Genomic DNA, 13,138 nt, shown 5'->3' on the forward strand with positions numbered 1-13,138 from the left:
GGGCCGACCAAGCTTCATGGCCGGCGGCATCCCCTCATGGAGTGTCAGCCCTGGTCGGGGACGGCCATCTCGCCGAGGGGGGACCAGTCGCTCTGCGGGACCGTCACGTTGACGATCCGAGGTGTCTCGGCGAGGTACTGCGGGAGCGTCCGCTGAGCCTGCTTGAAGTGCTCGGACCTGACATGCGCCGCACCGGCCTCGTCGTCACGGAACGCCTCGACCAGGACGTACTCGGCCGCGTCGTCCAGGCTGCGCGACCAGTCGAACCACAGGCAGCCCGGCTCGGCCCGGGTCGCCCGGGTGAACTCATCGACGATCTCGTGCCACCGGGCCGCATGCTCGGGCCGTACGCGGAACTTCGCGGTAATGAAGATCATGTCAACCGTTCCGGTAGGTAGACGTACTCGGATGCTTTCCAGTCTGCCCGCCGGCGAATCGGCACCATCATTCGCATCAGGCGTACAGGTCGTCGAGCCCGACCAGGTCGACCTCGCCCTGCCCGCTCAGTCGCACCAGATCTTCGCTGAAGCCCGATCCCGAGAAGCAGACCAGGCGCATCTGTGAAGTGTCGTATTTGTCATTCCTATTGACGAGGTCACGGATGCGCCGGAGCCGATCGAGGTGTCCGGTCCCCATGGTTTCTCCCCATTTGACCTCCCCGATCGCGAGCAGCGGAGGTCTGCCGGCGTCGGCATGCCCGACGGCCACGACGTCCACCTCGTGGGTGGTCCGGTTGGCGGGATCGTTCACGGTGCCCGCGGTCACCTGGACGGGCCAGTCGCCGAAACGGTCTTCGGCGAAGTGGAGCGTCCAGTCGCGGCAGATCCTCTCGAAGTGCGGGCCGACCACATTGCCGATGAATCTGTGCTTGGCTCGCTGCCAGATCCGGTCGGTGGCGTTGGCCCGCATGAGCTGCGGCCAGAACGGGCGCATCATCGCGTGATAGAAGGTGAGCAGCGGCTCCCTGATCCGGAAATCCGTGCGATTGCCGCGAAACGCGTCGATCTCGCGCGTGATGAGCCCGGCGTCCTCCAAGACCGTCAAGGGGTGGGACAACTCGTTGCTCTTACGGCCCACGTAGCCCGCGATCCCACCGCGTCCGCTGTTGCCCTCGGCTATGGCGCCGAGCACCGAGTGGTAGAGCGCGCTGTCGCGCAGATCGGGCTCCTCCGCGAGGAGGTATCTCGCCTCCAGGAACATCGGACTGCCCGGGGACAGGATGGCCCGGATGACCCAGTCGTCGAAGTCGTCCAGGACACGGGGGGCGTCGTAACGGATCATCTCGGTCCGGTAGGCCGGCGTGCCGCCGACCACGGCGTGCACCAGCAGAGCCAGCCTGGGATCGGTCAGTCCCCAGAAACGGGCGGCGAGCCGATAGTCGAGGGTGTCCACCGGCAGGTCCAGCGACGCTCGTCCGCGCAGCGGCGCATTGCCGGACAGAAGTCCGCCCATGAACGACATGGCGGAACCGCACAGGAGCAGGCGGGCTCGCGACTCCGTACGCTCCATCCTGCGCGGGGCGTAAGCGCCCTGGATGATCGATGGCAGGGCCGGATTGGATCGGGCGAGGTACGGAAACTCGTCGATCACGACGGGAACCGGCCGGTCTCGGCCGATTCTCAGCAGGACGTCCACCACCGTGGACCAGCTCGCCGGTGCGAAGGGAACCACCGGGTCGAGATGCCGGGTCAGCGCGGCTCCGATGGCCGCCAGCGACTCGGCGTCGGTCGCCTCCTGGGCGGAGAAGTAGAACCCGCCCAACTCCTGACAGAGCGATTCCAACAGAAAGCTCTTGCCTTGGCGGCGTCGGCCGGAGACGACTCCGAGTGTGGCGCCCGGCTGCTCATCCGCAGCGAACTTGACCAGCATCGACCACTCACGATCGCGGTCGAACATGCCCGCCGGCTTCGGCACCCCAACTGAGATATCCATAGTTATCACAAGTATAGTTCTCTCAACTTCGCCGCTCCCTCGCCGAGGAGATCGAGAGCCGCACCGGACCACGCGGCTTCTCCCGATTCGTCGATCAGGCCGCGGAGTACGGCTTGGCACTGCTGAAGGCCGAGGAGATCGTGACCGACCACGAGCGCCGGGTGGGCCCCTTGTCCGACGAGGTCATGGAGGAGGCCAAGCGCGCGTGGTTCGGCGAGTGAGGCGTGCGGACGTCTCGTTCCCTACGCCGCTGTTGGTGCTGGATGCCCAGCCGTTCTCCTTGCTGGGTGAAGATGATCCGGGAGTCGTGGCCCGGATCGCGGTCGCCCGGCAGGAAGGATTCATCCCAGCGATCAGTGCCGTGACTCTTGCGGAGGTGCGACGCACCGGAGCGGTGGGGAGGCGGCTCGTCCGGCAACGGGCTCACCTGACCGTGATCCCTGTCACCGAGGGGACCGCGGACCTTGCCGGGTTGTTGCTGGAGGATGCCGGGTTGGATGGACACGAATGCGTCGTGGACGCCTTGGTCGTGGCGTCTGCCGCAGCGGGAAGCGGTCCAGCGAAGGTGGCGTCCAGCGACGGATCCCATGTCCCCAAGCTGATCGCGGCAGCCAAGTTCCGGCGAGACTCGCCGATCGGATGGCTACCCGTATGAACTTGGCCGCCCTGGGCCCACTGATGCTGAGGATCTCAGGGAGCGTTATCGATCAGTTACGGCAGACTTCAGCTCGTTCAGGGCATTCACCTGACGGGCGTCGCAGCACCTCGAACAGGCTGCCGAAGCCGTCGCCCGCGTGGCCGCGCCGGATCGCCTGCTCGGTGCGGTCCTTCAGGAATTGGGGGAGCCCGGCGTCGACCTGCTGTGCCCGGCTCGCATCGAGCAGGTGCTCGATCGCGATGGCCTGCATGCCGAGAGCGGAGTCGGCGTCGGGGTAGACGCCCTGATCGACCTGGCCTGCGATCACGGGAATCTCCGGGCCGATCACATGCTCGAACCACGCCTGCGCATACGGCAGGAAGGCGGACGCCGGCACGCCCCCGGCGCCCACCAGGGCCAGTGAGTGCAGGAGACCCGCCCACGTGGTCCACATCAGCCCCAGCAGCGCCACGTCGTACAGCGATGGCAGGCCGGCGTCCTCACCCAGGTAGGCGCCGCCTCCCGCGATGGCGGTGAGGACTGAGGCATGCGCCGCACAGACGGCCTTGGAGCCACCGTAGAAGATGAGCGTGTCCGCACCGCCGATCATGTCCGGCACGGCCATGATCGCGCCATCGAGGTAGCGCACCCCACGCCCGGCCGCCCACGTCGCGGTCTCGCGGGCCTCCTCGGGGGTGCCGGAGGTGAGGTTGACGATGACGCGGCCGTCCAGGGCGTCGCCGGCCGAACCGACGATCTCGCGCATCGCTTGGTAGTCCAGCACGCATATGACGATCAGGTCGCCGGCTGAGACCGCCTCGGCCACCGTGGCCGCCCGGGTCGCGCCGCTGGCCAGCAGCTTGTCCGCTTTGCCTGGTGAGCGGTTCCAGACAGTTGTCGGGTGACCGGCGTCCAGGAACGCTTGTGCCAGAGCCGAGCCCATCGAGCCGAGGCCGATCACGCTCACCGGCGCGTGGTTCTCCGAGGTCATCCCTCAATCCCTTTCTCTGCGGGACGGGCCTCTTCGGGATGGGCGTGATCGCCCGTGAATCCGTCTGTCAATCCGTCCGTGTCGGGCCCCAGGGTGCCGGAGCGCTCTCACCGTTCGCTCTTGTCGATCTCTCGTTGCGGGCCGCTATATGGTGAATTTCGTGCGTTTCGGCATCTTGGGGGCCTTGACCGTGTGGACAGCGGACGGCCACGCGTTCGCCGTACCCGGGCGCAAGATCCGACTGCTCCTGGCGGATCTGCTGGTACAGGAGGGCAGACCGGTCTCGGCGGACCGGCTCGCCGAGGACCTGTGGGGAGACTCGCCCCCGAAAAATCCGGCCGGGGCGCTGCACACGAAGGTGTGGGGGCTGCGCCGCGCGCTGGGGCGGGCCGAGCCGGGCGCGGGTGATCTGGTGGTGTTCCGTCCGCCGGGTTACCTGCTGGACGTCGCCGACGTCGAGGTGGACGCGCGGCGGTTCCAGCACCTGCTGGCCGGGGCTCGCGACGCGACCACGCCCCGTGCCCGGGTGGCGGCCCTGGACGACGCGCTCGCCCTGTGGCGCGGCCCCGCGCTGGCCGACTTCGCGGACGCCGATTTCGCCCAGCCGATCGTCGCACGGCTGGAGGAGCAGCGGCTGACCGCGCTGGAGGATCGCGCGGACGCGCTGCTGGAGCTGGGTGAGCACAGCCCGCTGGCCGGGGAACTGGCCGACCTGGTGCTGCGCCACCCACTACGCGAGCGGCTGCGCATGGCGCACATGCGGGCCCTGTACGGCGCTGGCCGCCAGGCCGAGGCGCTGGCCGGCTTCGACGAGATGCGCGCACTTCTGGCCGAGGAACTGGGGCTGGATCCGGGCACGGAGTTGGTCGCGCTGCGCCAGGCGATCCTGCGGCAGGACCCGGCGCTGGCACGCCCCCCGCGCTCGGTTCCGGCCCCGGCTCTGCCCCCGGCTCCGGCGCCGTGTTCCGGCCCGCACCCGGTCCTGCTCGCCGGCCGGTCGGCCAAGGTGCCGAACAACCTGCCGGTCGCGATGAGCTCCCTGATCGGCAGAGCAAAGGCGATCACGCGGGTCCGCGTGCTGCTGCAGGCCGGCAGGTTGGTGACCCTCACCGGTATCGGCGGCGTCGGCAAGACGCGGCTCGCGCTGGCGGTCGCCGAAGAGTCGGCCCAGATCGGTGCGGCCCAGATCGGTGTGGATGGTGACCACCCGGGCGGTGCTTACCCGGGTGACTACCCGGACGGGGTGTGGCTGGTCGAACTGTCCGGCGTGGAGCCCGGGGATCGAGGGGAGGACGCGCACGAGCCGATCGTCGATCTGGTGGCCACCGCGCTCGGTGTGCGCGACGAGGTGATCGTGCCGCGGCCGGTTCCGTCGGCTCACCGGCTCGCCGACGCCCTGCGTGCCAGGCGGCTGCTGCTCGTGCTGGACAACTGCGAGCATGTCGTCGAGCGGGCCGCGCGGGTCGCGGAGATGCTGCTCCGGGCCGCACCGGGCGTGCGCGTGCTGGCGACCACCCGGGAAGCTCTGGGCGTCGAGGGGGAGCGGCTGTGGATGGTTCCGCCGCTGACCCTGCCGGAGGAGAACGCCGCGAGGGCCCCGATTCAGGTCGCGGGGAGCGTCGCGGGGAGCACGGACCGGGCCGCCGAATCCAGCGCCGTGGCACTGTTCCTCGACCGGGTCAGGGCCGCGGAACCGGACTTCCCCCTCGATGACACCACCATCGATGCGGTCGTCGAGATCTGCCGCCGTCTCGACGGGCTGCCCCTCGCGCTGGAGCTCGCCGCCACCCGGGTGGGCGCAATGGGTGTGCATGAGGTCGCCGCCAGGCTGGCGGATCGGTTCGCCCTGCTGACGGTCGGCCGGCGCGGCGCGCCCGCCCGGCAGCGGACGCTGCGTGCCGTCTTCGACTGGAGCTGGGACCTGCTCACCGAGCCGGAGCGGGTGGTGCTGCGCAGATTGTCGGTGTTCAGCGGCGGATGCACGCTGCGCGCCGCCGAGGAGGTCTGCGCGGGCGACGGTGTTGCCGACGGCGACGGCGCCGATGCCGGTGACAGCGACGCCGTCAAGCGATCCGAGGTGTTCGACCTGGTGGCCAGGCTGGTCGACCGCTGCCTGGTGTCGGCGGGCGATGTGGCGGGGCAGCGCCGTTATCGGCTGCCCGAGTCGCTGGCCGCGTACTGCGCCGAGCGGTTACACGAGGCAGGCGAGGCGGATCGGGTCAGGATCAGGCACGTCCGGTTCCATGTCGAACTCGCCGAGTGGGCCCTGCCGTACCTGAACGGTCCCGGCCAGCGTCGCCGGCTGGAGCTGATCGACGCCGAGAGCGCCAACCTGCAGAGCGCACTGGAGATCGCGGTACGGCAGGGCACGGGCGTGCTGGCCCTGCGCCTGGTCAACGCGCTCGCCTGGTACTGGTTTCTGCGCGGCAGGTTCGGCGAGGCGAGCCGGGCCTTCACGGCCGCGCTCGCGGCGCCCGGTGACGCCCCGGATCGCGCCGTCGCGCTGGCCTGGCAGGCGGGCTTCAGACTGCGCGCGGGCGAGCCGAGCGATCCGCCGGAGCGCTACGAGGATCTCGTCGGCGGGATCGACGATCCGTACGGCCGGGCCATCGCGTGCTGGTTCCTCGGATTCATGCGGACCGGGTTCGGCGACCAGGCCGGCAGTGAGCGGCTCATCGTCCGGGCGTTGGCCGAGTTCCGCTCGCTGGACGACCGGTGGGGCACCGCGGCCGCGCTGGCGGCCCTGGCCGCACGCGCCATGCTCCGGGGTGACCTCGCCGCGGGCCGCCGATACGGCGAGGAGAGCGCCGAGATCTTCCGCGACCTGGGCGACGGGTGGGGACGGCTCCAGGCCATGGACACCCTGGCGTCGCTGGCCGAGGTGCAGGGCGACTACCCACGGGCGGCGGCGTTGCATCACGACGGGTTGCGTGTCGCGGAGACCCTCGGGCTGTGGGCCGAGGTGTCGGTCAAGCTGTCGGGCATCGCCCGTATCGCGCTGCTGGACGGAGACCACGGGCGGGCCAGGCGGCTGCACGAACGCGCGTTGCGGCTGGCCAGGGAGCAGGGCTATCCCTTCGGTGAACAGTTCGCCGAGGTGGGCCTCGGCATGGGCGCCCGCAGGGAAGGCGGGCTCGACGAGGCCGAGGCGCATCTGCGCCGGTGGCTGGAGTGGTGCAGGCGGCTCGATGGTGACCCGGGAGAGGCGCTGATCCTCGCCGAGCTCGGCTTCGTCGCAGAGCAACGGGGAGACGCGGTGGCGGCGATGCGGCTGCATCTGGAGGGGGCGGAAGCGGCACGCACGACTGGTGATCCCCGATCGATCGCGCTGGCCCTGGAAGGCCTGGCCGGTGCCCTGGCCCTTGCCGGGCGACACGTCCGGGCGGCGCAGCTGCTCGGGGCCGCCACCGCCGCCCGGGACAAGGCGGGCGCTCCGCTGCCGCCCGCCGAACGGGGCGACGTCACCCGGATCGGCACCGCCGTACGGGAGGCCCTCGGCGTGGAGTTCCAGCACCGTTTCGAGCAGGGGCGGGCGCTCGATCCGGTGCGCGCGCTCATGTCGGCCTCGGGCGTCTCCTGACCTATCTGATCCGGCCTGTCTGATCCGTTCGTGGCGCGGCGATCTGGACGAGAGCGCGCCAAGAGCCGGACGAGAGCCGATGGAGAGACGGTCTGCCTACCGTGAACCGCTCTGGCGCCGACAAGGTCGTACGGCCGCCAGCCAGCAGACGGAAAGGAAGCGCTTGTGAGCCGGTTTGCCGGTAAGAAGGCGGTCATCTCGGGGGGTACCCACGGCATGGGCTTCGCCGTGGCCATGGCCCTTGTCGACGGCGGAGCCGAGGTGCTGATCACCGGTCGAGACGAGCAGAACCTCCTGAAGGCCCGGCGGGAGCTCGGGTCCGCCGCCCATGTGGTGCGGTGCGATGTCGCGGACGTGGACGATATCCGGGCGTTGGGCGAGGAGGCGGGCGGACGCCTGGGCGAGATCGACCTGCTGCATGTCAACGCTGGATACGCCAAGCTGGAGCCGTTCGATCAGGTCACCGTGGAGACCTATGACCGGACCTTCGCCGTCAACACCAGGGGGGCGTTCTTCACCGCCCAGGTGCTCGCGCCGCTGGTGCGCGACGGCGGTGCCATCGTCTTCACCACCTCGATCGCGAACATCGGCGGCAGCGCCGGGATGAGCGTGTACGCGGGCGCGAAGGCGGCCGTGCGGTCGTTCGCCCAGGTGTTCGCGGCCGAACTGGTCGATCGCGGGATCCGGGTGAACGCCGTGAGCCCGGGATTCGTGGACACCCCCACCATGGGGGTGGACGCCTCTCCCCGGGAACGTCAGGAGTTCCACGCGCTGGGAGACCAGATCACCCCGATGAAGCGTCACGGTTCGCCGGAGGAGATCGCTGCCGCAGTGCTGTTCCTCGGTTTCGAGGCGACCTTCACCACCGGTCAGGAGCTGATCGCCGACGGCGGGCTTGTCGTGGTCAGCGCCTGACCACGACAAGCCCTCGCCGGGTCGGCAGATGTCAGCCCATGTGGGGGTAGCGGTGGTCGGTCGCGGGGACGAAGGACTCCTTGATCGACCGGGTGTTGACCCAGCGGATCAGGTTGAAGATCGACCCGGCCTTGTCGTTGGTGCCCGAGGCCCGCGCGCCGCCGAACGGCTGCTGGCCGACGACCGCGCCGGTGGGCTTGTCGTTGACGTAGAAGTTGCCCGCCGCGAAGCGCAGCCGCTCGGTGGCCGCCGCGATCGCGTACCGGTCCTGCGCGATCACCGCGCCGGTCAGCGCGTACGGCGCGATGCTCTCCATCTGGTCCAGGACCGTGTCGTACGACGAGTCGTCGTAGACGTGCACCGCGAGGATCGGGCCGAAGTACTCCTTGACGAACACCTCGTCGGTCGGGTCGGAGCACTCCAGAATGGTCGGCTTCACGAAATATCCGGTCGAGTCGTCGTACGACCCGGTGAGGACGTTGATCGAGTCGGTCGCCCCGGCCCGGTCGATGGCCTCCCGGTGCTTGGCGAACGCCCGGTGGTCGATGACGGCCCCCATGAACGCCGACAGATCGCTCGCCACGTCACCCACCGCGAGCGACTCGGCGGTGCCCACGAAGTCGTCCCGCATCCGTGACCACAGCGATCGCGGCACGTACGCCCGGGAGGCGGCCGAGCACTTCTGGCCCTGGTACTCGAAGGCGCCGCGGACCAACGCGGTCGACAGCACCTCGGCCGAGGCGGAGGGGTGGGCGACCACGAAGTCCTTGCCGCCGGTCTCGCCGACCAGCCGCGGATAGCCCCGGTAGCCCGCGATGTTCGTCCCGACCGTCCGCCACAGGTGCTGGAAGGTCGTGGTCGACCCGGTGAAGTGGATCCCGGACAGCTCGGGGTGGGTCAGCGCCACCTCGGAGACGGCGGCGCCGTTGCCGGTGACCATGTTGATCACACCGGGCGGCAGCCCGGCCGCCTCCAGCAGCCGCATCGTGAAGTGCGCGGCGAACTGCTGGGTCGGCGACGGCTTCCAGACGACGACGTTGCCCATCAGCGCGGCGGAAGCCGGCAGGTTCCCCGCGATGGCGGTGAAGTTGAACGGGGTGATCGCGAGGACGAATCCCTCAAGCGGGCGGTACTCCATGCGGTTCCACACGCCCGGCGACGACACCGGCTGTTCGGAGAGGAGCTGCCGCGCGAAGGAGACGTTGAACCTGAAGAAGTCGATCAGCTCGCAGGCCGCGTCGATCTCGGCCTGCTGCACCGACTTGGACTGGCCCAGCATCGTCGCGGCGTTGAGCGTGGCGCGCCACGGGCCGGCCAGCAGGTCGGCGGCCTTCAGGAAGACCGCGGCCCGCTCCTCGAACGGCAGGGCCCGCCACGCCGGGGCGGCCGCCAGCGCCGCGTCGATCGCCGCGCGCACGTCGGCGGCGCTCGCATCGGCCGTGGTGCCCAGCACGGCGGCGTGGTTGTGCGGCTGGACGACGTCGATCGGGGCGCCGCCCGCCATCCGCCGCTCACCGCCGATGGTCATCGTGAGGTCGAGCCGCGTCTCGCCGAGCTCCTTGACCCGGGCCTCCAGGGCCGCGCGCTCGGCGCTGCCGGGCGCGTAGCCGTACACCGGCTCGTTGGCCGGGACCGGGACGTTGACGATGGCATCCATTGCTTCACTTGCCTTTCAGAGCGCGCAGGAAGAAGGCGACGTTGGCCGGGCGCTCGGCGAGACGGCGCATGAAGTAGCCGTACCAGTCGTCGCCGAACGGAACGTAGACCCGCACCCGGTGCCCGGCGGCGGCGAGCTCGCGCTGCCGGTCGGCCCGGATGCCGTACAGCATCTGGTATTCGTAGCGGTCCCGCCCGCGACCGTACCGGTCGGCGAGCAGTTCGGCGATGTCGATCAGCCGGTCGTCGTGCGTGGCCACCATGGGATACCCGCTGCCCGCCATGAGCACCCGCAGGCACCGGACGTAGGCCCGGTCCACCTCGGCCTTGCTCTGGTAGGCCACGGAGGCGGGCTCGCGGTAGGCGCCCTTGACCAGCCGGACCCGCGAGCCGGCGAGGTCGCGGCAGTCGGCCTCGCTGCGCAGCAGGTACGCCTGGATCGCCACGCCGGTCTCCGGGAAGTCCTCGCGCAACGCGCGCAGGATCTCCAGCGTGGAGTCGACGGTGGTGTGGTCCTCCATGTCCAGGGTGACGGTGGCGCCGCAGTCGCGGGCCGCCGCGCAGATCTGCCCGACGTGGTCGAGAGCCATACCGCCGAGAGCCATGTCGCCGTCGAGCGTGAGCCCGACGGCCGACAGCTTCACCGACACCTCGGCCCGGTCGCCGAGCCCGAGCGGCCGCAGCGCGTCCAGCAGCGTGACGTACGCCTTGGCGGCCTCGACGGCCGCCCCCCTGTCACGGACCTCCTCGCCGAGATGGTCGATCGTGACCGTGAGCCCGGAGCCGGTCAGGCGCCGGACCGCGGCCACGGCGTCGGCGGTCGACTCCCCGGCCACGAAACGGTCGACGACCTTGCGGGTGGCCCGCAGACCCGAGACGGTCCGACGGGCCAGCGGGCTGCGCGAGACCGCGAGAAGCAGAGATCCGAGCATGGCGCAAGGGTAAAATTCCCAGCTCACGATGGTCCACGGACATCCGCCACAGCATTTTCCGACAGATGCACAACAATGGAGCACATGCAGGAGATCGCCGATGAGATCGCGCGGCTGCTGGACGCCTCGGTCACGATGGAGGACCGGTCGTTCAAGCTGCTCGCGTACGGCGAGCAGAGCGGAGACATCGACCGGGTCCGGCAGGAGTCGATCCTGCGCCGGCGCGCCTCCGCCGAGGTGCGCGCCCATTTCGAGGGGTACGGCATCGCCGCCGCGACCGGCCCGGTGCGCATCCCCGGTCTGCCCGGCCTGCTCGGCCGGGTGTGCGTCCCGCTGCGCCACCGCGGGGTGAACTACGGCTACCTGTGGCTGCTCGACTATCCGATGCTGACCGACGAGCGGCTGGCCGCCGTGGCGCCCCTGGTGGCCCGGGCGGCGATGCTGCTGGCCCGGGAGGCCCGCGGGCGGCATGTCCGGCTGCGGGACTTCTTCTCCGCCGACCCCGCCACCCGGGCCGCCGCCGGGGTCGAGATCGAGGGCCCGGTGGCGGCGCTGGCCGTACGGACGCCGCCGGAGTGGGCGGGCGACCCGCCGCCTCTCCCGCGCGGCGTGCCGGCCGACCCGGGTATGGACGGGGCGCCGGGGGAGGGACCGGACGAGCGGCTGCTCGCCGTGCTGGCCCCCGCCGCGCAGGCGCGGGAGGTCGCCCAGAGGCTGCACGCGGCGTACGGCGAGGCGGCCGGTGGCGTGGTCGGCGGCGTGGTCGGTGGCGTGGTCGGTGGCGTGGTCGGCATGGGGGGTCCCCGCGACGATCCGGAGGAGGCGTGGGAGAGCTGGCGGGAGGCGCTGTTCGCGCTGCGGGTGGCCGAGCATGTGGCTCGGCATGCCCCGGTGGCGAGCTGGCCGGAGCTGGGCGTCTACCGCCTGCTGGTCCGGCTGTCCCACCGGGAGCTCGCAGACCTGGCCGCGGAGAGCGCCGCACTGGCGGCGTCCGCGTCGCGCGAGCTGGCCCGCACGGTCGAGACGTACCTGGACCACGGCGGGCACGTACAGGAGACCGCGGCCGCCCTCGGCGTGCATCGCCAGACGCTCTATTACCGGCTGGGCAAGGCCGAGGAGCTCACCGGACTCGACCTCGCGGATGGGGAGAACCGGCTGCTCCTCCACCTGTCCCTCAAGGCGGCCGCGCTGGTCCGGCCGCCCCATCCCAGGCAGGCGCAGTCCGGGCAGGCACAGTCCGGGCAGGCACAGTCCGGGCAGGCACAGTCCGGTCAGCCCCATCCCGGCCAGGCGCAGTCCAGTCAGGCGCAGGTCTTCTCGTAGACCCGCAGCAGCTCCATGCTGATGCGCTCGAGCGAGTAGCGGGAGCGCGCGCGGTCCGCCGCGGCGTACCCGATGGCCGTGCGCAACGTGGCGTCGCCCAGCAGCCTGCGGATCCGCTGGGCCACCTCCAGAGGCCGGTCGGGCCGGGCCAGGAAACCGGTCACGCCGTCCACCACCGCGTCCAGATGGGCGCCGGCCGCCGAGGCGATCACGGGGACGCCGCAGGCCATCGCCTCCAGCGCCGCCGTGCCGTTGGGCACGGACGGGGACAGCGACAGCACCAGGTCCGCGCTGCGCATGAGCTTGGGCATCGAGTCGTGCGGGACCGTGCCGAGCGCCTCCACCCGGTCGGCCAGGCCGTGGTCGGCGGCCAGTGCGCGCAGCCGCTCGACGCCGGGCTCGTCGCCCCCCGCGATGACCAGCTCGGCGTCGGGGACCGCCACCAGCGCGGCCACCGCGCTGGCCGCGCCCGCGTGTCCCACGTGCAGCAGCCGGGGCCGGTCGCCGCGCGGGCAGGCGGGGCCCTGGCGGTGGAAGCGCTCCACGTCGATCCCCTGCGGCACGACGGAGATGTTGCGGCGCGGAACCCCCATCCGGATCAGCTCGGACTCCTCGTCGGCGCAGGCGGCGATCACGGCCCTGGCCCGGCGGCCGATCGCGCACTCCAGGCGGCGTACCGGAGCCGGCCTGTGGTCGTCGGGATGGGCGTGGAAGGTCTGGGTGACCGGCACGCCCAGGCCTTCCGACCCGGCGATGGCGGCCAGGCCGCTGGTCCAGGAGTAGGCGTGGATGATGTCCGGGCGGTGCTTCCGCCACCGCTGCCGCAGCCCGGCGCTGAAGTCCGGGATGTAGGGGAGCAGGTCGCTTTCTGACAGCTCCACGTCGGGTCCGGCCGGGACGTGCTCGATCGCGGTGCCCTGGGCCCCGCACCGGGTGTACATGATGACCCGGTGGCCGCGAGCGAGCTCGCGGGCGATCGCGGGAGTGTCGGGTGTCAGCTCGTGAGCGGAGACGATGGCGATATCCATGGCACACCTCAACGGCAGGAAGGCGTTTAGAAGGTGTGCCTGCGTCTTAGGCACGATAGGTGCCTGATTACCGTACTCTGATCCTCGCTAAACGCCTAATCGAGAAAAACTTTGTGCGCGCCCGCCGACGGGTGTCGCGCTCCC

Annotated in this window: 10 protein-coding genes; 4 read left to right on the plus strand and 6 right to left on the minus strand. The window is 70.9% G+C overall.

Translation table 11 applies throughout. The features are described 5' to 3' along the window. Window positions 1–44: 44 nt before the first annotated feature. Window positions 45–377 (minus strand): putative quinol monooxygenase, encoded by a 333-nt coding sequence (locus Mth01_RS02930; RefSeq protein ID WP_204010678.1) that lies wholly within the window; start codon window positions 375–377, stop codon window positions 45–47. Window positions 378–453: 76 nt separating this feature from the next. Then, window positions 454–1,932 carry an AAA family ATPase gene (locus Mth01_RS02935; RefSeq protein WP_239089293.1) on the minus strand — a complete coding sequence of 493 codons (1,479 nt, stop codon included), beginning with the start codon at window positions 1,930–1,932 and terminating at the stop codon, window positions 454–456. 256 nt (window positions 1,933–2,188) lie between these two features. On the opposite strand from Mth01_RS02935, the gene Mth01_RS02940 reads away from it, so the two are divergent. Beyond that, window positions 2,189–2,587: a PIN domain-containing protein gene (locus Mth01_RS02940; protein ID WP_239089294.1), complete on the plus strand. Its 399-nt coding sequence runs from the start codon at window positions 2,189–2,191 to the stop codon at window positions 2,585–2,587. Between the two features lie 52 nt (window positions 2,588–2,639). Here Mth01_RS02940 and Mth01_RS02945 read toward each other — a convergent pair whose 3' ends face one another. Continuing rightward, on the minus strand, window positions 2,640–3,560 hold the full coding sequence (locus Mth01_RS02945; RefSeq protein WP_204010681.1) for an NAD(P)-dependent oxidoreductase: 921 nt from the start codon (window positions 3,558–3,560) through the stop codon (window positions 2,640–2,642). A 160-nt stretch (window positions 3,561–3,720) separates the two neighbouring features. On the opposite strand from Mth01_RS02945, the gene Mth01_RS02950 reads away from it, so the two are divergent. Both Mth01_RS02950 and Mth01_RS02955 read left to right on the plus strand, forming a co-directional pair. Next, window positions 3,721–7,140 carry a BTAD domain-containing putative transcriptional regulator gene (locus tag Mth01_RS02950; RefSeq protein WP_204010682.1) on the plus strand — a complete coding sequence of 1,140 codons (3,420 nt, stop codon included), beginning with the start codon at window positions 3,721–3,723 and terminating at the stop codon, window positions 7,138–7,140. Window positions 7,141–7,305: 165 nt separating this feature from the next. Further along, complete coding sequence (locus Mth01_RS02955) at window positions 7,306–8,055, plus strand: SDR family oxidoreductase (RefSeq protein WP_204010684.1); 750 nt, start codon at window positions 7,306–7,308, stop codon at window positions 8,053–8,055. A 31-nt stretch (window positions 8,056–8,086) separates the two neighbouring features. Here the strand turns inward: Mth01_RS02955 and pruA are convergent, their stop codons facing one another. Continuing rightward, on the minus strand, window positions 8,087–9,712 hold the full coding sequence (gene pruA / locus Mth01_RS02960; RefSeq protein ID WP_204010687.1) for an L-glutamate gamma-semialdehyde dehydrogenase: 1,626 nt from the start codon (window positions 9,710–9,712) through the stop codon (window positions 8,087–8,089). Window positions 9,713–9,716: 4 nt separating this feature from the next. Next, window positions 9,717–10,643, minus strand: a complete 927-nt coding sequence (locus Mth01_RS02965; RefSeq protein ID WP_204010690.1) for a proline dehydrogenase family protein — start codon at window positions 10,641–10,643, stop codon at window positions 9,717–9,719. 84 nt (window positions 10,644–10,727) lie between these two features. Between Mth01_RS02965 and Mth01_RS02970 the strand changes: the two genes are divergently transcribed. Then, window positions 10,728–11,966 carry a PucR family transcriptional regulator gene (locus Mth01_RS02970; RefSeq protein ID WP_204010692.1) on the plus strand — a complete coding sequence of 413 codons (1,239 nt, stop codon included), beginning with the start codon at window positions 10,728–10,730 and terminating at the stop codon, window positions 11,964–11,966. On the opposite strand, the gene Mth01_RS02975 is transcribed toward Mth01_RS02970, so the two are convergent. After that, the gene (locus Mth01_RS02975) at window positions 11,945–12,994 is read right to left on the minus strand and encodes a glycosyltransferase (RefSeq protein WP_239089295.1); all 1,050 of its coding nucleotides are present in this window, start codon (window positions 12,992–12,994) and stop codon (window positions 11,945–11,947) included. The two genes, Mth01_RS02970 and Mth01_RS02975, sit on opposite strands and share 22 nt — an antisense overlap. Between the last annotated feature and the right edge of the window lie 144 nt (window positions 12,995–13,138).

The organism is Sphaerimonospora thailandensis, assembly GCF_016863115.1.
Classification (GTDB): Bacteria; Actinomycetota; Actinomycetes; order Streptosporangiales; family Streptosporangiaceae; genus Sphaerimonospora; species Sphaerimonospora cavernae.